General features: G+C 61.2%; 18 protein-coding genes. 5 read left to right on the forward strand and 13 right to left on the reverse strand.

The features are described 5' to 3' along the window. Window positions 1-52 precede the first annotated feature (52 nt). Entirely contained in the window at window positions 53-184 is a 132-nt protein-coding gene (locus AAN986_RS14820; protein ID WP_349335308.1) for a hypothetical protein, read from the forward strand. Window positions 185-193: 9 nt separating this feature from the next. Here AAN986_RS14820 and AAN986_RS14825 read toward each other — a convergent pair whose 3' ends face one another. The 4 genes from AAN986_RS14825 to AAN986_RS14840 all read right to left on the reverse strand — a co-directional run bounded on the left by AAN986_RS14825 (window position 194) and on the right by AAN986_RS14840 (window position 3,605). Further along, window positions 194-388, reverse strand: a complete 195-nt coding sequence (locus AAN986_RS14825) for a hypothetical protein (RefSeq protein WP_349335309.1) — start codon at window positions 386-388, stop codon at window positions 194-196. A 225-nt stretch (window positions 389-613) separates the two neighbouring features. Next, on the reverse strand, window positions 614-1,054 hold the full coding sequence (locus AAN986_RS14830) for a hypothetical protein (RefSeq protein WP_349335310.1): 441 nt from the start codon (window positions 1,052-1,054) through the stop codon (window positions 614-616). Window positions 1,055-1,201: 147 nt separating this feature from the next. Next, window positions 1,202-2,494 carry a hypothetical protein gene (locus tag AAN986_RS14835; protein WP_349335311.1) on the reverse strand — a complete coding sequence of 431 codons (1,293 nt, stop codon included), beginning with the start codon at window positions 2,492-2,494 and terminating at the stop codon, window positions 1,202-1,204. Continuing rightward, window positions 2,487-3,605 carry a nucleoid-associated protein gene (locus tag AAN986_RS14840; RefSeq protein ID WP_349335312.1) on the reverse strand — a complete coding sequence of 373 codons (1,119 nt, stop codon included), beginning with the start codon at window positions 3,603-3,605 and terminating at the stop codon, window positions 2,487-2,489. The genes AAN986_RS14835 and AAN986_RS14840 overlap by 8 nt, the downstream gene beginning before the upstream one ends. 412 nt (window positions 3,606-4,017) lie before the next feature. Between AAN986_RS14840 and AAN986_RS14845 the strand changes: the two genes are divergently transcribed. From AAN986_RS14845 to AAN986_RS14855, 3 genes are read left to right on the forward strand one after another with little or no spacing between them, the layout of a single operon-like run. After that, entirely contained in the window at window positions 4,018-4,200 is a 183-nt protein-coding gene (locus AAN986_RS14845) for a hypothetical protein (RefSeq protein WP_047218050.1), read from the forward strand. A 55-nt stretch (window positions 4,201-4,255) separates the two neighbouring features. Then, window positions 4,256-4,456 (forward strand): hypothetical protein, encoded by a 201-nt coding sequence (locus tag AAN986_RS14850; RefSeq protein WP_349335313.1) that lies wholly within the window; start codon window positions 4,256-4,258, stop codon window positions 4,454-4,456. Next, window positions 4,453-5,121: a hypothetical protein gene (locus AAN986_RS14855; protein WP_349335314.1), complete on the forward strand. Its 669-nt coding sequence runs from the start codon at window positions 4,453-4,455 to the stop codon at window positions 5,119-5,121. The genes AAN986_RS14850 and AAN986_RS14855 overlap by 4 nt, the downstream gene beginning before the upstream one ends. A gap of 4 nt (window positions 5,122-5,125) precedes the next feature. On the opposite strand, the gene AAN986_RS14860 is transcribed toward AAN986_RS14855, so the two are convergent. The 9 genes from AAN986_RS14860 to AAN986_RS14900 form a co-directional block, all read right to left on the reverse strand. Next, on the reverse strand, window positions 5,126-6,760 hold the full coding sequence (locus tag AAN986_RS14860; protein ID WP_349335315.1) for a hypothetical protein: 1,635 nt from the start codon (window positions 6,758-6,760) through the stop codon (window positions 5,126-5,128). Window positions 6,761-6,771: 11 nt separating this feature from the next. Continuing rightward, window positions 6,772-7,443, reverse strand: a complete 672-nt coding sequence (locus tag AAN986_RS14865) for a hypothetical protein (RefSeq protein WP_349335316.1) — start codon at window positions 7,441-7,443, stop codon at window positions 6,772-6,774. Window position 7,444: 1 nt separating this feature from the next. Further along, window positions 7,445-7,903, reverse strand: a complete 459-nt coding sequence (locus AAN986_RS14870) for a hypothetical protein (protein WP_349335317.1) — start codon at window positions 7,901-7,903, stop codon at window positions 7,445-7,447. Between the two features lie 76 nt (window positions 7,904-7,979). Further along, window positions 7,980-8,456 (reverse strand): hypothetical protein, encoded by a 477-nt coding sequence (locus AAN986_RS14875; protein WP_272206819.1) that lies wholly within the window; start codon window positions 8,454-8,456, stop codon window positions 7,980-7,982. Between the two features lie 73 nt (window positions 8,457-8,529). Beyond that, window positions 8,530-9,822: a DUF4043 family protein gene (locus AAN986_RS14880; protein WP_349335318.1), complete on the reverse strand. Its 1,293-nt coding sequence runs from the start codon at window positions 9,820-9,822 to the stop codon at window positions 8,530-8,532. A 70-nt stretch (window positions 9,823-9,892) separates the two neighbouring features. Then, window positions 9,893-10,993 carry a hypothetical protein gene (locus tag AAN986_RS14885; RefSeq protein WP_349335319.1) on the reverse strand — a complete coding sequence of 367 codons (1,101 nt, stop codon included), beginning with the start codon at window positions 10,991-10,993 and terminating at the stop codon, window positions 9,893-9,895. Window positions 10,994-11,213: 220 nt separating this feature from the next. Then, window positions 11,214-13,478 carry a hypothetical protein gene (locus AAN986_RS14890; RefSeq protein ID WP_349335320.1) on the reverse strand — a complete coding sequence of 755 codons (2,265 nt, stop codon included), beginning with the start codon at window positions 13,476-13,478 and terminating at the stop codon, window positions 11,214-11,216. A 9-nt stretch (window positions 13,479-13,487) separates the two neighbouring features. After that, window positions 13,488-15,098: a terminase gene (locus AAN986_RS14895; RefSeq protein WP_349335321.1), complete on the reverse strand. Its 1,611-nt coding sequence runs from the start codon at window positions 15,096-15,098 to the stop codon at window positions 13,488-13,490. Between the two features lie 4 nt (window positions 15,099-15,102). Beyond that, complete coding sequence (locus tag AAN986_RS14900; RefSeq protein ID WP_349335322.1) at window positions 15,103-16,074, reverse strand: terminase small subunit; 972 nt, start codon at window positions 16,072-16,074, stop codon at window positions 15,103-15,105. Window positions 16,075-16,318: 244 nt separating this feature from the next. Between AAN986_RS14900 and AAN986_RS14905 the strand changes: the two genes are divergently transcribed. After that, entirely contained in the window at window positions 16,319-16,510 is a 192-nt protein-coding gene (locus AAN986_RS14905; RefSeq protein ID WP_349335323.1) for a hypothetical protein, read from the forward strand. The last annotated feature ends 121 nt before the right edge of the window (window positions 16,511-16,631 follow it).

A 16,631-nucleotide genomic window follows, 5' to 3' on the forward strand; every position in this document is an offset into this window, starting at 1 on the left:
CGGCCCCATACTGGTGCACCGGATCACCCAATGGCCGTGCACTGGAGGAACGATGGAAAGCAGAGACAGGGAGCGGGACGAAGACGACGACAGCAGTCCGGCCTTGACCGTGGGCTTGGCCGCCTTGGCGCTCGTGCCGCTGGCTGTGGTGTTGGGCGTGCTGACGCTGCTGGTGCGCGGGTAACCTGGAGACTCAGCGCTTGGCCTCGTCTTCCAGCGTTTGTGCGTAGAACATAAGGTGCTCCAGAGCTACAGCGTGCGGGTCACGACCTCCCAAGGGCGATTCCCTGGCAGAGTCGTCCGGCAAGAAGACCAGAAGCACGTCGCCACAGGCTTCGTAGTCTGCGCTGAACTCGACGCCGTTGTGGGTGAAGACGCATTCGTGCATGCGGGGCATTGTCACAGGTGCGAGTTCGCGGCACCAGCGCCCAGAAACGACGAAGCCCGCTCGGGGAGCGCTTGCCCCAGGAGGAAAGCCCTCTCGAGCTACGATGGGTGCTCCTACACAACCATTCCGAGAGGGCCAAGCCGATGGAGACGCACTCGTTCGCAGGCTCACGCACGCTTGTGCAGGGCACCTACAGCCCAGACACCCACCTCCTGCGCCTGTGGTTTACGAGCAGCCCGGATCGGCCTTATGACTATCCGAGGGTGCCGGAACATATTTGGACCGGATTGAAAGCGGCGCGCTCGGCAGGCGAGTACTACAACCTTCACATTCGGGACCAGTACGGGGAGCCGCGCGCTCCAGCAAATCCATGGCGACGTCGATAGCTGCCCGAGCCCTTGCGAAATCGACGGTCCAACTGGTGTCTGGCGACAGGGGCAATTCTGGCCGGTCGGTGGCCACGCATCCGCCGTGGAAGTCGAACTCCCGGCGCGCGAGCAGCAGCACGTTGCGCACGTAGGCCAGATCGTCGGCAGCAGGCCGCGCGCCCGCTTCAGTCCGCCGCGCCGCAGCCCTCGCACGATGCGCCGCGCACAGGGCTACGCAGACCAACACAAGCGCCAGGACCAGCGCAGCAGCGAGGATGAGGATGGGAAGATGTGCCATGCCCCAGTGTCAGCGCCGGAGCGCCTAGGAACGAACCCTAGCCGTGGCACGCGCGCTCAAGCCGGGCGACTCTTGCTTGAGCCCGCAGGCCCGTCGCCAAGATGTTTCAAACTAGGCTTCCACACACGGCGCGACGAGCAGGCATCCTCAACCAACCAACATGTGAGCAAGAAACGAGGTGTTTTCGATGATTTTCATCCACAGAGCATCATGTCCACAGCGGAAAATCAAATTTAAATAAAGATTAATCCAAGGATAAACGGCTGCAGCACAAAAATAGATGCAAGCAGCTATGGGAAGCGTGGCAATTAATTTATAGAATCTAAATGTTCGTGATATTTCTCTCCTTTGAATATCCTTAAATCTAGAGATTCTTTCAATTTCATCCCTTATTGCCTTGCCGAATGTCTTCTTTGGCTTCGCAGCTTCCTGCAAATTAAATTCAAAACTATTTAGAAGATTCTCAACTTGATTCTCGTAGTGCCTAATTGTTCTTAATATTATCAAACTAGCAAACACAACGCCTGCAATACCCACTATAAATCCAGATAGCGTTGAAGCATCTTTCACGACAATAAGTACACCGAGCGATGCGGGTACTGCAAGAAGTTTGGTACCTATCTCGCCAATCGCATTATTTAACTTAGTCGTGCTCTCCAACAATCCATCAGAAATCTTTTTTCTTGCAGCATCGAAAGAAAATGAACTAACGTAAGCATGAAGGTCGTGTAGATATTTTTTTGTAGTTCGCCCCCAATTCCTTACCAAATAATCGAAATCTACATTATCATCGTCGCACTCACCAATAATTTCAGCTATCGCTGTATTCATTAAAAGTACACGCTCTTCAATTTGATGTTTAGTTTTACCATCGGATTGACTCTTAAGAGCAGCAAGCAATTTAAAGCTTGGAATATCTGAAACAACAGTGTCCACGTTTAGGTTAATTTTCAATATAGCCGCCTTTTGGGGAGATTTACCATCCGAGGGCTTCAGAAAAATTAACTTATCACCTTCATAAGCTTGATTACGATCAATCGATATTGAAACAAACGCTCGCAAACAAAATACAAAATCGACGACTTTTTTAAGTTTGAATATCTGATCAGGAACAAAAGCATCTCCGTCCCAATAGTCCAAACTCCTTATGTAGAAATTACCCCTCAATTTCCCTAAAGCAAGAGTCGGAGTATCTTGAACAAATTCCTCAAAGGTTTCAAAAAACGCACCTCTCTCTGACCCAGGAATCTTAAATTCAAACTCAACTCTTCCATTGCGTACAACTGGATCAATTGGGCTAAAGCTCTCCTCAATTTCTTGGTAGGCCGCCAGCGCTTCGGTGAGCGCTAGCGTTTCCGCAACGTCGATATTGAGCCGCTGCCCCTGCTTAAAAGGCGGCTTTCCGACGGCTCTATACAAATCGACGACTTTTTTAAACATGCTTATCTAACTCATCAATCTGTTTATCTGACAACTTAATTTTCAGATATCGTTCAGCTCTATTAAACTGGATTTTAGAATTTGCCGTAGTTCCAAAGTCAGATTTTTCAAATTTAATTTCCACATCGTCGTCTTTAAGAACGATTCTCGAATATTTTTTCAGCGACTCTTCACTTACCGGAAAGCTAGATGGTATTTTATAATCACCGCCATTAAGAGTGTCAACAAAACTATCAAAATGCCGAGATAACTCTACCGGAAATGCTCTCTCCACTTTTTGCTTAACCTCCTCAAGAGTCGCTTCTTCCCCCGCCTCCATCTTCTCCTTTAGGTAGTTGCAAACAACTTCCTTTACCTTTGAAGCGTTCGCCTTTAGGTCCGGATTATTCACGCAAAAATCATATGCCGCCTTTATAACCAATGATGTTGATCTCTTTGAAGATCGGTACAAAGCACATCCAAGTGCCTCGACAAAATAGGAGGCTGCATCGTCGGTATCTCTGCTCGATATAAATGAAAGGTATGGAATCAGCTCCAAATCCTCAAGCTCCGCCCCCTGCTCCAACTGTTTTGCTTCATCCAACTTTGAGAACAAGTAATCTGAAATTTTAATTTCCGATGCGTGACTCAATTTGGCCATATCCACCTGCTCTATGTCTACCGGAACAAAATCTTCCGTTAGGCGAATTCCTCCTTTTTGTTTAATCATTGCAATCAGCAAACCCTGGTTTCCATTTTCATACTTGTAATATCCAAATAGAATTTTGGACCCTGTTGCCAGCCTCGATTTCGTAGCCTTTTCAACAATTACATCAACGGCAGTATGCGTCAATGCCAAAAAAACATTCTCATCCGTCAAATCTGGCTCGGAAGAAACGCATGCATCAAAACTAGAGGGGAATGGCCCTCTAAAATTATCATTATTAAATCGCCCCCAAGCCAGGCTGTTTTCCCTTTTACCAAGCAATTTGGCCACACCTTCTACCAATGCAATAACTGGCGCTTGAGTCACATCCAAAGTTTTATCTCTTTTGAAAACATTAGAAACTATTTCTGTATGTTTTTCTTTATCAAACCCATGAATTACGGCATTGATGAGGGCTAAGGGCATTTGAAGGTTCCAGAGAGTTGCAACGTGTCCGAATGTAACCCATCTATCACACTTTCACCTCTACGTCTCTAGACTGCCGGCTCGGGCGTTCAGCCTCAGCTTTCCAGCCTTCTGACAAGCACCTATACTGTACAAATATACAGCACCGATAGAGGTCACACAAGTAGCAGCGAGTCGATTGGGATCAGGCTCCCATGCTAATGAGCGCGATTCGACGTGCGCACCGTAGCCACCAAAGATCAGCGACGCCTCCAAGCAATCCCTAGCGCATGGGCATCACTCGAGGTTTGTTGCGCTTCATTCTGTTTTGCATTTAGTGAGACTCAGCCCTCCTGAGTAACCCAAGACGGTGGTACGCCTCGCACCTCATACAGGCAGCCTACTGGTACATTGCCGCCAGGAGGTTCCACCTATGAGCGCCCCGGACATCAGAGCGATGGAAGACATGCTGGACCATCTTCGAGCGAAGAAGGCTTTTGCAGAGGCGCAGCTGCAGGCGTCCGAAGCGGAGGACCCTGAACTGGAATGGGACTTACGCCGAATCGAAGGCCGCATCGATGTGCTCAAGGAGATGCTGCGGGAAGCTCGTGAGTGAGCACGGCAGGGCCTGTCGCGGGCCCTGCTACATTCGCGAGCAGGAGGATGCACCGATGACCGACGAGACACAGGCAAGCAGCACTGCACGCATCAAAGCCCGGCTGCGGGAATTGAAGCAAGAGGACGAGGCTGGAGCGAAGCAGGTGGCCATGCTTCAGCAGCGACTGCGCGAGTTGGAATCCACACGCCTACGTATCCAGGGAGCGATCGCTGTCCTTGAGGAAATGCTGGAAGGGCAGGAGCGCGGGCAATGACGAGGGGCCAGCGCCACGCCCTTCTCTTGGCCATCGGCCTATCAGCCGCTTTCCCCGCCCTGGCCGCCAACATGGCCACCTGCCTGCTGGACAAGCTCCCTGGGGTGAAGAACGCGCCCGCGCATGCTGCAGCGCTGAACCTGTGTGCTCAGCAGCACCCGGACAGGTTCTTCGAAGTGCGCCGCGGCTCCGGTCGTGGCATCTTGGGCCCGAAGTCGCCAGAGCAGTGCACCCTGGACAAGGCGCGCGACACGGCATGGCAACCTGCCGCCGGGATGATCATGCGCGCCTGCGGCTGCCTGTACACGCCGAGCGCTGGCCCGACGGACATGTGCGAGCGGTATCCGCTGTCTGCCGAGATCCGCGCGCAGCACCCGCTGGTGAAGACCGACGCGGACCTGCTGAAGCTGGAGACGCACTACCGGAAGATCTACGCCGCGCACCCGGACGCCGATGCGCTATTTGCCCGGAAGGACTTCTGGGCCTGGGTGACGCAGGACAAGGCTCGGGAGAGCGCGATCACCAAGGGATCGACCGACACGGTGATCCGCACGATGAGCGAGTTCAAGGCCAATGACTGGGAGCGCGGGACCATTAAGGCCCCGCCCAGCGGAAACAATCCGTTCGCTGACCCCAACTACGGCAAAGAGCTTCTGCAGAGATAGGCTGTCATCGCGCTGCGATGACGCGTGCTGCTGCACCCTTCCCGTAGATTTCGTCAAACATGGCCGCTTGCCCTGGGTTCGCACGCAATGCAGCGATGTGATTCGCCGAGGGCTGGGCCGTGTTTCCACCATCCACCTGCTGCACCTCACCCGTGACGGCGTTGTGCCGAATGATGCTGCCCTGGCTCGTGGAACCATCGGCATTCTTGACCGCAGGCGTGACCGTGACCTTCCAGGGTGACGGATCTGCATCACCACGGATCGCGCGCATGGACTGCTGAGCCTGCTGCTTCTGCTGGGGCGTGGCATTGGGGTCGAGGAGCGTATTGCGCAGCTGCTCTTCCTGGCGCTGGGCCCGGGTCTTGAAACCGCGCGCTTCGGCCTCGCCCTGCAGGCGCTGCTGCTCGATGCCCAAGCGCATGCCTGTGCGCCCGGTTTCGCCGGCCTGCTGCATGGCCTCGCGCTGCACGCCGCCGGATTGCTGCATGTCTTCGCGCATGAGTCCTGCGTTCTGGCGCATGGTCTCTGCATCCAGGCCTGGCTGGGCCTGGCGCAGCGCCGAGTCGGTCTGCAGAGCGGCCTGGTAGGCGGCCACGGCCGGTGGCGGGCCGGACTGAGCGCCACCGCCACGGAAGCGGGCCATGCCGGCTGCCGCGAACTCGGGCCGGTTCATGATGCTGCTCGCGCCGGTTTCCAGGTTCTGGAGGTCTTTGCGTGCCTGCCAGTCGTTGCCGGAGTGGGCGACGGTTGGGGCACGGAAGCCTGGGAAGCCCAGGCGGGGCTGCTCGACCTCGGTGCGCTGGCCAGGCGTAAAGCCGCGGACTGTCGATTGAGCGGCCAGGTTCTGGGCGGCCAGGTCGTTTTGCCGGGAGGGCAAGCCGCGCGGCTGGGCGCCGAGCGCCGCGCTCTGTGCGCTGTCGCCGAAGCTGTTGCCCTGACTGAAGATCCCGGGCTGGATTTCCTGCGGCGCGGCCGAGCTGGGCGGGCCCATGGTGCTGCCGGCGGGAGGCGTGGCCTGCGGCGTTGCAACTGAGCTTGCAGGTGCCGTGGAGCGCGCGGGGCTCGCCATCGTGGAGGCGGCAGCAGGTGCTGCGGCTGCGGCGGCGCCGCCCCCGATCCCGGCGCCGACCGCAAGCCCGCGCGCGGCATTTGTTCCGGAGTTGATGGCGCCGCTGATTGCCCCACCCGTGCGCGCGAGGGCAGACGCGCCGCCGCCCAGCGCACCAGGCACAGCATTGGCCAGATTCGACACATTGCGCCCGACCTCGGTGTTCATGGGATTGGAATGGGATCCGTCAGCGGCCGGCGCCTTCGGGTAGCCGCCCAGCGGGATCTGGTCCTCAGGCCGGCCACCATTGGCGAAGAACACCTTGGGCTTGAAGCCGCGCGGCACGAATGCCTGCTCGGGTGCTGGTGTGTGGGTGGCATCGACGGCGGCCTGCAGCGCGCCAGCGCCGCCCATGGCGTGCACGGTATCGGGCGGCAAGACGAACTCACCCGGTTTCACCATGGCGGGGATGGAGTCGGGCGCCTGGTTCTGGGCCTCAGCAACAGCCGCGGCCTTGCTGCGCGGGCGGAAACCCAGTCGCGGCTGCTCTGCCGCCTGCGCTTCTCGCCGACCTGGTTGAAAGCCGAACATGATGGCTCTCCTCAAAGAATGATGGATTCGGTGACGTGAGGCTGGTCCTCACGGGTTTGCCGGCGCAAGTCGGAGTCGGGCCGGCGCCCAAAGTACCGAGTGAACTCAGCCTCTGCTGCTGCCGCGCGCGTCGGGTCGAAACCATCCGCGTCTGGCTGCGAGAAAGCACGGTGCAGGGCCCAGAGCACCAGCTTTTCATGGCTGAAGGCATGGATCTCGGGCGACTCTCCCGAGCTGCACATGGGTCGCAGCGGAAGGCGGTAGCCCTCCAACACCAGACGCCCGTCGCGCGGCGGGGCCGGCACGAGTCGGATGGATCGTTCGCCCTGCACAGCCCAGCGCATGCAATCAAGACGCTTGTGGCGCCACCCTGGCTGATGGCGGTCCAGCCATTCCGTGGAAACCAGCGTCAACTCCTGTGGTTCCCGCGCGCCGTCGATCTCGTAGGCGAGATAGGTGATCTCGTACAGGGCGGGGTGCAGCGGATAGGTGGCCTGACCTTCATTCACCGGCACATGGCAGACTTGAGGGCGCTCTACTTCCAACAGAAGCCGGCCGCGCACCGCCGCTTCAGCCACGGCCTCGTTCAGCCAGGCTGTCACCAGTTCCTCGCCCCAAAGGTAGGGCTTCACGCAGTCTTTGGAGTCGGCGCGGAAGCGGTTGATCAGATCCTGGAGCGTCATATCAGCGTGCTCCGAACTGCTCGATCAGGTTGGCCACCTCGGCGCGCATCTTGGCCTCACCCTTGCGCGCGTCGAGCTTGACCTCGTACTTCGCCGCGTATTCGGCCAGGGCGCCCTTGTCCATGCCCTCGATGGTCAGCAGCATGGCCTCTGTGGCCGCGCGCTCTTGCTGCTGCAACTGGTCCGCCTGCTCCTGGGCGGCGTGCGCTTGCTGGAGCGCAGCATCGTCCTGCTGGTCCGACGTGTCGGGCTGCTGCGCCTGCTGACCCTGCTGGGCCTCCGGCTGCAGCTGGTCCGCCTGCTGCTGGGTTGCCGGCGCGCGGCTGAATTCCACGAAGCGCAGCAGCTTGCGCGCGACGGCCTCGGGCACCAGCTTGGTGTCGCCAGGCTGCCAATGGGTGGCCGCCAGACGGTCGTGATAGGGCTTCTTGCCCGTGTATTCCAGCTTGTCGAATTTCATGATTCGCTCCGTTCATGTGAAACAAGCCGGACAGGCCGGCTTGCTGCATGGTTCATCGCCGCGAGCGCGGCTTCGATCAGGCCACGCCTTCGGGGACGCCCAGCACCACCAAGTCCAGCGCGCTGGCCTTGGCGTTGTCCGCGCCGCCCACGGTCAGGATCAGGTACGCATCCTTGGGCAGCGTGATGACCGGATTGGCGGTGGCGTTGCGCAGACGCGCCGTGGCGGCCAGGTTCACGCCAGCGCCGAAGTAGTCGTCGTCCTGCGGCACGGCCGGCACATCCACGCCGTCGGCATACTCGAAGCCGATCTTGGCAGTGACGGATGCCGTCATGCCAACGGCAACGACGACCAGGCTGTCGATCAGCTTGAAGCCAGCGGGCAGCAGGCCCAGGCGGATCTTTGTGCCCTGAATGGCGGGCGTCAGGATGTCGCCGCCCAGGGCCGCGCCGGCCGCATTGGTGGCCAGGGTGTAATGCAGGGCGCTCAGGTTGCCCCACGGCGTCGCGCCGAGGCGATTGCTGGCGGACTGCACTTTGGTGATGGTTGCCATGTTGGCCTCCGATGAAATGGTGAAGAACTCAGCGGAGGACAGGCGATCAGCCGACCGCCCGCCCTGGGGCGCGTCAGTTGCGCTCGCCGATGATGCGCACAGCCGTGTCGATGGCCGTCGCACCGTGGTCGGTGAAGTGCTTCTGGCCGTTGCCCTGCGACACCAGCCAGCGGATCTTGAAAACGCCCATGATGGCGCCGATCAGCAGCTCCAGCTTGTCGCCGTGGTCGAATTCCTTCTCAGACCAGAAGAACGGCATGCCACCGTGCTTGGACTTGCCGAAGGCCTGGGCCAGCGACTGTCCGCCCAGCAGGATCGCGCGGTCCACCGCATGGGTGGTGCCGAACGAGGCAGGGACGATGCAGCTGCTTTCCGTCTCGGTCTCGTAGGAGGCGCAGTAGCGGACAGTGTCGCCAGCATAGAAGCGGATGGGCTTGGGCATCTTGCAGATCAAGATGCCGTTCCACAGGCCCACTTCACCCAGAAACAGGGGGTGGTTGTTGGCCTTGGACGCGCGCGCCAGGGCGTTCGCCTGGAACTGGCGGAAGCCGGGGTCCTGGGCGAATGCGTGGTACTGCGCGGGGGAGACCAGCAGCACACGCAGCGGCGAATCCTCGGCCACCTTGTCCTCGGGGATCTTGATGGCGGGCGGCGGCAGAGGGATCGATTCCATCGTCGTGCGAATGCTGTCCACCACATCCATGCCGAGCACGTCGGTGGATGCAATGTCCAGCTCGCCCGCGTTGGCGGCCACGGTCTTGATGGCATCGCCGTCTGCGACGAAGTGACGATTGCGGGTAGGCGCCTTCACTTCATTGATGGCAAATTCCGCGAACTGCGGGTGGGCCTCGGTAGGCAGACGCCATTCGATGTTGTCGTGGAAGCCGCGCGCGCCGGCCAAGTGGGTCAGCATCAGCTGGTCTTGGTAGCCGTTCATCAGCGACAGCGCGATGGGCCGGCCGATGCGGCGGAATTCCACGGGGGAATTCATGTCGGTCATCGTGTCGCCGATATCCACGGGGAAGCGGACCTGGTTCACGCGCACGCGGCCGTTGTCCAACTCGATGCCCGTGCCCTTGCCCTCGGCCATGCGGCTGCCCATGATGGGATAGGCATTGGTGGGCTGCACGAAGTGGAACTCCACCTCGGAGCCCTTGCCACGCGTCAGGTCCACCGTTCGCACGATGGGCATGTCGGTGGAGGTCTGCTTGCTCAGCACGGCGCTGACGTGAGCCTCGCCCTGGGGGACGGTGCCCACCATGCGGTTCAGCGTCGAATTGCGCTGCATGGACTGAGCGAACAGCCCGGCAGCCTGGACGAATTGGGCATTCGGCGAACCGGCTGCCACATTGGTTTTTCCGGACATATGTCCTCCGTCTTGGGGAGAGGGCTGCCTCATCACGAGGTGGCCCGGGTTTCAAAAAATATTCAGCGGTTCACGCCAAGCTGTTCATCAAGGCATCGATCTTTGCCGGTGACATACCGCTCATCACGTTGAGCAGCGCCGCGGGGTTGTTGGCCAGTGCCTGCGCGCGCTCCGCTTCACTGGCACCAGCAGCCGCGCCCGTCAGTTCGGACAGACTCACCGGCACGGCCTGCTCTGCATCAGCTTTCGCCTTTGCCACGACCGCGTCCACGGCATTGGCAGGAGCGGCCGGGCTGGCTGCGGGAGAAGCGGCGGGCTTGGCACCCTTGAAGGTGCTGAAGACTTCCACGATCTCGGCGGCGGTCCCGTTCTGCAGGACATTGGCCACGGCTGCGCGCGCGAAAGCAGGCTGGGCATCCACCCACTGCTTGAACTCGGCAGAGTCGGCAATTTCGTCCGCGTCGGCGTGCGCCGCGTAGATAGCGTTGTCGTGCGCCTGCCGGGCGCTGACCTGTTCGCGCTGCTGGAGCGGCTGCATGGCCTGGGCCAGGCGCGCGTCCACCAGTGCTGCAGCACGCTGTTCCACCAGCGCAGCCACACCCTTGGCGATGCCCTCTTCCGAGAAATCGCCGAAAAGGGCCATGTCCACGCCTTGGGAGGCGGCGGCCTTGGCAATGGCCAGGTTGTTGTCGGCCGAGGTTGGCGCCGCGCCCGCTTGCTCGCGAGCCGAGGCATCCGCCTGGGCCTGTGCGAGGTTGGTTTGCTGACTGCGGGTCAACTGGTCGATCTGAGCCTTCAAGGTGGCGTTCTCGCTCTCCAGCGAATCGCCGCGCGCCTTGAACTGGTCGCGCTCGGTGCGGGCCTGAGCCAGCTTTTCAAACGGGATCGTGTAGCTGCCCGACTTGCTGGCAATGGGCGCGCCGGCCGGCTCGTCATCCTGAGCGGGCGCCGCGCCTGCAGCAGGTGCAGGAGCAGGGGTTGCTGCGACAGCGGGTGCAGCGGCAGGAGCGGGAGAAGGCGCTGCAGCAGTTTGCTCAGCGCCAGGGGTGGCGGTTGCGGGAGTAGCAGTGCTCGCGGCGTTGCTGGCTTCGGCGGTCTGGGCCGCGTCCGCGTCCAGATCCAGTTGTCCTGCAAAGGCGGATTCGAGCAGTTGCTCAGGGGTCATCGGCATGTAGGTGCTCCACATCCCCGGCTATCCGGCCGGGCCTGTTTGAAGGGGCACGCAGATTCGAGGATCAGGCCGGGGCCGAAGCCCCGACCATCACGCTCTCCAGCTGCGGGAGGTGCCGACCCATCACGGGCAGGCTTCTCGTCTCTGGCTTTCGCCTTCAACGTGGAACACAGTGTCAGGCCGCGCGCGCGCAGCATCCAACTCTGGACGGAGTGAGCCGCTATAGGTTGTCGGCAGGGGTGGCCGTCTCGATCCCCTGCATGCCGCGCGCCGGCTCCTGAGGGATTGGCGGGAATGCGGGGCTGGTGTTCTCGCGCACCTGGGCGATGTCGCCGGCCGCGCCCGGACCGCCAGACTGCGGCGCTGGGCCGCCGGCCGCAACGCCAAGCACAGGAAAGTCCGGGTCGTCGCCGCCTGGATTGGGCTTCTGGTAGCCAGCGCCCTGCATGATGGCGTCGGCAATGGGCGCGATGGCAGGATTCATGGCTACCTGGGCCCCGCCCTGCATCGCCGAGAAGGCGGCCTGCACGCCTACCTGCACAGCGTCGGCCATCACCTTCTTGATCTGGGCGTCCGTCATGCGCTCCTTCATTTCCAGCTCGCGCGCCTTCAGCTCGTGACCGGCCTTCAGCAGCGCGGCCTGCACCTCCTGCTGCACCCGCTGCTCGATCTGCTCCGGCGTCTGCTGGCCCGTTGCTGCGCGGATGGCCTCCACCACCTGCTTCTTGCGGGGCAGATCCATCAGGTCAATCAGGAATGGCAGCGCAACCACCTGGATATGCTCAGGCAGGGACTTCACCGCCTCGGACAGCGAGCTGAGCTGCTGGCCTCGGAAGCTGCTGGTGCTCGGCACGTCCTCCAGAGCGACCTTCATGCGCGTGCGCAGCACATCGTTGGACCGATAGGCCAAGCCTGTGTCGGGGTCCTCTTCGGCCTTGTTCAGCACCACGGTGCGCGGTGGGTTGAGCACGTCGCCCTCGATCACGATGGTCTGCTCCTCGTCGCCCATGTCCTCGATGATCAGCGACATCAGCAACTCGCCCACCATCGTGCGCCCGTCCTTGGTGTTGTCCATCAAGTCAGCCATGCCGATCTGGGACTGCTCCACCTGGGTGGTTTCCTGCAGTCCGCTGCGCGCGGTGCCGGCCTGGCCCTGCATGGCCGGCGTGACGGGGCTGACACGGCCCAGCGCGCGCCTGCTGTCTTCCATCAACTGGAAGTGCTGTGCATCGAGTTGGAAATCGCGGTGCACCTGAAAGCGCGCGCCCTCCTGCTGCATGTGTTCTGCGTCGAGAACAATGTCTGCGTCAGGCCTGGCCAGTTGCTGACGCAACTGCGCATCGGTCATCGCTGTGGCGCCCTTGGTCCGCTCCACTCGCTGCGAGGCCATGCCCCAGCGCAGCTTTGCCATGGTGCTGTTCAGGTTGTCCTGCGGGAAGAGCATGTCGCGCACCAGGCCGAAGGGCATGCCCGTCTGGTCTTCCCGATAGCCCCAGAACGGCACATACGGGAAATGCTGGTGCGGGTATGGCGTGGGGCCGTCATGCAGGCAGATGGGTCCAATCCAGTAGGACCGGCGCAACCGCGTGACGGTCTCGCGCGACAGCGTGCCCGCGCCCGAGGCCACGGCCAGGCGGTGCTGCTGGTTGGACTCGTCGAACTCGACCACGCGGCCGCCGCGCAGCCTCAGCACCAGCGCCGACACCCAGCGCCGATACCAGAGTTCGCACAGGCTGAGCTCGTCGGTCTCGGAGCGATACCAGGCATGCTCGCGTGGCGTCCAGGCCCGGGACACATCCAGGCCCGGCACCAAGCCCGTGGAATAGCCGCCCTCTCCCAGATAGCCGCCGTATCCGCCTGGGCCGGATGCGGAGTCCGCGCGCATGATCAGCTCGCGGTGCTTGGGGAATGCCGCTGCGACCCGGTCTTTGCGGATGAACCGCTCCCGGAGCAGCCAGTGCGCATCGGACAGGTCATCCTCCTGCGCCCGGATGTCCCACCAGATTTCATTGCGGTGCACATACCGGCAGCGGTAGGGGTAGGCGAAGGGATCGCTGGCCCGTGCAACCTCCACCCAGCCAAGGCCCACGCTCACCTGCGGCTTAAACGCATCGCTGATCGCGCGATCTGCCCGGCTGTGGCGCTCTGCCTGGTTCAAGCGGAAGTTGAGCGCATCGGCCACGTCCTGGCCGCCTGGGTCGCCGTCGGGTGTCACGCGCCAGTCCGTCCGCGTCTTGGCCTCGTAGCCGCACACGGCCGCAATCGCCGGGCCGATGATGTTCTCCTTGGCTGGCGGGATACCGAAGCGCTTCATGCGCGCGAGCAGTTCGCTGCCCAGTTGGTTGCCGTCGGCATAGTCGGCTTCCATGTCGGCCTGCCGGCGCCACGGCGGCTGCTCCAGGATGTCATCGATGATGCGGGCATATTCGTGCGGCGTCAGCGCCGCGCCCAGGTCTGCAGTGCTTGGGGGGGTTGCATAGTTCATGGCAGAGCCTCACGCGCGCCAGTCCGGCGCATCCTCTTCCTCTTCGGGCTCGGCGCGCGCGCCGTACCCATCGTCATTGGGGTTGAAGAGCCCGCTTTCCTTCGCCTGCGCCCACTGCCGCAGCGCGTCAGCGCCTTCCGTGCAGCCGTTGGACTTGTCGGGCTCATCGATGAATTTGTTCAGCGCCCGGCTGAATTTCTTGCTGTAGCCGCGCAGGCGCTCCAAGCCGAAGGCGCAGGAGTCCTTGTCGAACCAAGCGCCGCGCAGGTGCTTGCGCACCAGGTTGACGCCCGTCTGCAGCTCGGTGATGCGAGGCACCACCGTGAATTTCTGGCCAGGCATCAGGGCCTGCAGCTGCTGTTTGGTGGATCGGTTGGTGTCGCCCAGGCGCTTGTGATTCGCGTCGTGTGGCAGGAAGTGCGCGCCGAACACGTAGCCGAGGCCCTGCAGGTGGCGCACGTAGTGCCGCAGGTCTTCCTCGTGCTCTTCGTAGTAGTTGATGAAGCGGTCCTCGCCGCGCAGGGACTGCATGAACCAGATGGCCGTCCCGTCCGCGCGCCCGATATCCCAGAATGTGTAGACCGGCAGATCCAGCTCGGGCACCGAGGTGATGCCGCCGCGCTTCGTGAGCGCAACCATGGCCTTGGCGTAGTACCGGCCAGCGCTGGACTGCTGGAATGCCTCGGCCGGTGTGGACGGGTACTCCTGCCACATGCGCTCGGGCGCACCGGGGAAGTCAGCCTCCTGGGTGGCCACATACCAGGCCCGCTGTTCCAGATCGATGGTGCACTGCATCTCGACCTCGACCTGGTCGAAATAGTCGTGCTGCTCGCGCGCGACATGGACCAGGCCCGCGTCCATGCGGTAGTTGGGTTCCTGCCACCAGGCGTAGAAGTGGAAGCGGTAGTCGCGCGGGCTCAGCTTCTTGTGCGTGTAGTGCAGGGCCTCGGCCCGCTGTGACAGGTGGTAGAACTCGCCGTTGGCGCCTTCAGCCGTGCTCTCGATCACCAGGATGCCCGTGGTCGGCACGGCCGGTATGGAGCCGGTCATCACCTCCTTGGCCTTGTGCGGGAAGCGTGCCGAGATCTTGCCCAGCTCAGAAACGTGCAGCCGGTGGATGGTGCCCGAGCGCATGGACGTAGCCACGCGCACGCTGCTGTTGTTGTGGGCGAACAGCAGCTCCACGGCACTGTCGCGCGCCAGGGGGAAGCGGTCTCGAATCTCCTCGGGCAGGTTCTCGTAGGCGTACTTCACCTTGTCCCGGAAGATGGCCTCGGCCGCCTCGCGGTCGTGCGCGATGATGCCGCAGCGCTGATCCGCATTGAACAGCGCGTGGTCCAGCCACAGGATTGCGATCAGGGTGGTGAAGCCGAGTTGCCGCGCCTTCAGGATGATGTTGCGGTGCCAGAGCCGGCTGATGAACCGCTTCTGTGCGCGATTGGGCCGGAAAGGCATGGTGAAGGTGTCGGCCTCTTCCCCATCCTTGGAATCACCCTTGACCATGATCTTGTACAGGCAGCCAGAGAACAGGCGCCATTCGGGATCACGCAAGCACCGCTCCAGCTCCTCGGGCGTGTCGGGGAGCCGGTTCAGGGGAGCACTGTGTACGCGCGCGGCCACAGCCTCAATCCTCCTCGTCCGTCGGGTCTTGCTTCACCGCCAGCGTGGAGACCGCGCGCGGGCCCGTGCGCTCCGGGTCATCTGCAATGGGCGCGAAGCCGTTGCCGTTCTCCTTGGAGATGCGATGCAGCAGCGCGGCCAGAGGGTCCGACTTCTGCTGGTTGTCCTTCTCGTACAGGCCCAGGTACTTCCACAGCTTCTCGGCAAAGGCCTCCTTGCTGTGCATCAAGACCTGCAGCCCTTCCTTCGTGCGCTTCACGCCAGCATAGAGCTGGACTGCGGCAGGACTCAGGGTGCGGGTGTCCTTGATGACCTCGCGCGCATATCCATCGCCAACGCATGCAGTGCACTCTGGGTGCGGCGGCCGGTGGGGGTTGAACCCGATGCCGCCCTCCTCATCGAAATCTTCGGGCGCCTTACCTTCTGCGCGCCATGATTCGCGTGCATGGTTCATCTCGCTGACGGTGCGCTGGTAGCGGAAGTTCTCGCCCCAGCAATGGCGGCAGCATGCGACCTTGGTCTCGATCAGCTCACGCGCATCGGCTGTTGCGATCAGCCAGGCCTGCTGCAGCATGGCATCGGCAGTGATCTGCGTGCGCTCCTGCTGCTGCTTTCGGGCTTCCGCAATAGCGACTTGGATGTGAGGTTTTGACAGGTTCTCCGAGGCGATCTGCCGGGCAGTCTTGGAGCTGTAGCCGGCTCGAATCGCCGCTTGGGTTCCATTCAGGTCCACCAGGAATTCATCGATGAACTTCGACTCCCTCGCGGTCAGCGTCTGGGCATCCGTGCTCTTGGTGCGGGCGGCCTTTTTTGCCGGGGCCTTCTTCGATGCGGGTTTCGCGGTGGCGCTCGGAGGATTCTTGACCGCTGGGCGCTTCGCAGGAACGGCAGAGCCTGCGGCCTTCTTCGCGGCAGCAGGCTTCTTGGGGACTGGTTTCTTTGGAGGCTCGGACTTGCCGGCAGGACGTTGGGCCATGGCCGGAAGTGTTCCGGCATGGCCTGGGGCCGTCGAACCCTGGCCGGAGCGCCTCACGCTGGCTCGTCATTGCCTTCACGCAACCCACCGTCCCTCTATAGCTCGCCATCACATCGATGGGATAGCGTATTAATACGGCCAGATTTGCCGAGCAACTAATTCCCACTATGCATTAGTGCGATATTCAAGAATCTGCAATTCAATGGCACACTCGTAGGCTTCAATCACAAAGCAGGAGTTACTAATGGGTGACAAAGATTTTTCGCAGATCAAAGAAGTAAGGCGAATCTCTGGAGAGCATTCCGTTAACAAGTACCTACGCGCAGGGTGGAAAGTGGTCGCTGTCGCAAGCGGTGTTGATGAATCAAACTACCCCATAACGCACTACACGATGGGGTGGCTCGAAGAGGGCAAACCAGTCGAGCCGGACATCTAAGCTGCTACGCTCCTTCGAAACTGGTAGTTACGGCTATCCGCCGATAGCTACCAGCCGCTGCCGTAAATTCGGACATTACTACGGATAACTTTTTTGCACGTTACCCAACCTGGGCAGGTAT

Source organism: Delftia sp. DS1230, from assembly GCF_040112715.1.
Taxonomy (GTDB): domain Bacteria; phylum Pseudomonadota; class Gammaproteobacteria; order Burkholderiales; family Burkholderiaceae_C; genus Comamonas; species Comamonas tsuruhatensis.

Excerpts from the sequence above, each read along its gene's own strand:
- AAN986_RS14820 (WP_349335308.1), top strand. The coding sequence starts at position 53 with ATGGAAAGCAGAGACAGGGAGCGGGACGAAGACGACGACAGCAGTCCG.
- AAN986_RS14825 (WP_349335309.1), bottom strand. The coding sequence starts at position 388 with ATGCACGAATGCGTCTTCACCCACAACGGCGTCGAGTTCAGCGCAGAC.
- AAN986_RS14830 (WP_349335310.1), bottom strand. The coding sequence starts at position 1,054 with ATGGCACATCTTCCCATCCTCATCCTCGCTGCTGCGCTGGTCCTGGCG.
- AAN986_RS14835 (WP_349335311.1), bottom strand. The coding sequence starts at position 2,494 with ATGTTTAAAAAAGTCGTCGATTTGTATAGAGCCGTCGGAAAGCCGCCT.
- AAN986_RS14840 (WP_349335312.1), bottom strand. The coding sequence starts at position 3,605 with ATGCCCTTAGCCCTCATCAATGCCGTAATTCATGGGTTTGATAAAGAA.
- AAN986_RS14845 (WP_047218050.1), top strand. The coding sequence starts at position 4,018 with ATGAGCGCCCCGGACATCAGAGCGATGGAAGACATGCTGGACCATCTT.
- AAN986_RS14850 (WP_349335313.1), top strand. The coding sequence starts at position 4,256 with ATGACCGACGAGACACAGGCAAGCAGCACTGCACGCATCAAAGCCCGG.
- AAN986_RS14855 (WP_349335314.1), top strand. The coding sequence starts at position 4,453 with ATGACGAGGGGCCAGCGCCACGCCCTTCTCTTGGCCATCGGCCTATCA.
- AAN986_RS14860 (WP_349335315.1), bottom strand. The coding sequence starts at position 6,760 with ATGTTCGGCTTTCAACCAGGTCGGCGAGAAGCGCAGGCGGCAGAGCAG.
- AAN986_RS14865 (WP_349335316.1), bottom strand. The coding sequence starts at position 7,443 with ATGACGCTCCAGGATCTGATCAACCGCTTCCGCGCCGACTCCAAAGAC.
- AAN986_RS14870 (WP_349335317.1), bottom strand. The coding sequence starts at position 7,903 with ATGAAATTCGACAAGCTGGAATACACGGGCAAGAAGCCCTATCACGAC.
- AAN986_RS14875 (WP_272206819.1), bottom strand. The coding sequence starts at position 8,456 with ATGGCAACCATCACCAAAGTGCAGTCCGCCAGCAATCGCCTCGGCGCG.
- AAN986_RS14880 (WP_349335318.1), bottom strand. The coding sequence starts at position 9,822 with ATGTCCGGAAAAACCAATGTGGCAGCCGGTTCGCCGAATGCCCAATTC.
- AAN986_RS14885 (WP_349335319.1), bottom strand. The coding sequence starts at position 10,993 with ATGCCGATGACCCCTGAGCAACTGCTCGAATCCGCCTTTGCAGGACAA.
- AAN986_RS14890 (WP_349335320.1), bottom strand. The coding sequence starts at position 13,478 with ATGAACTATGCAACCCCCCCAAGCACTGCAGACCTGGGCGCGGCGCTG.
- AAN986_RS14900 (WP_349335322.1), bottom strand. The coding sequence starts at position 16,074 with ATGGCCCAACGTCCTGCCGGCAAGTCCGAGCCTCCAAAGAAACCAGTC.
- AAN986_RS14905 (WP_349335323.1), top strand. The coding sequence starts at position 16,319 with ATGGGTGACAAAGATTTTTCGCAGATCAAAGAAGTAAGGCGAATCTCT.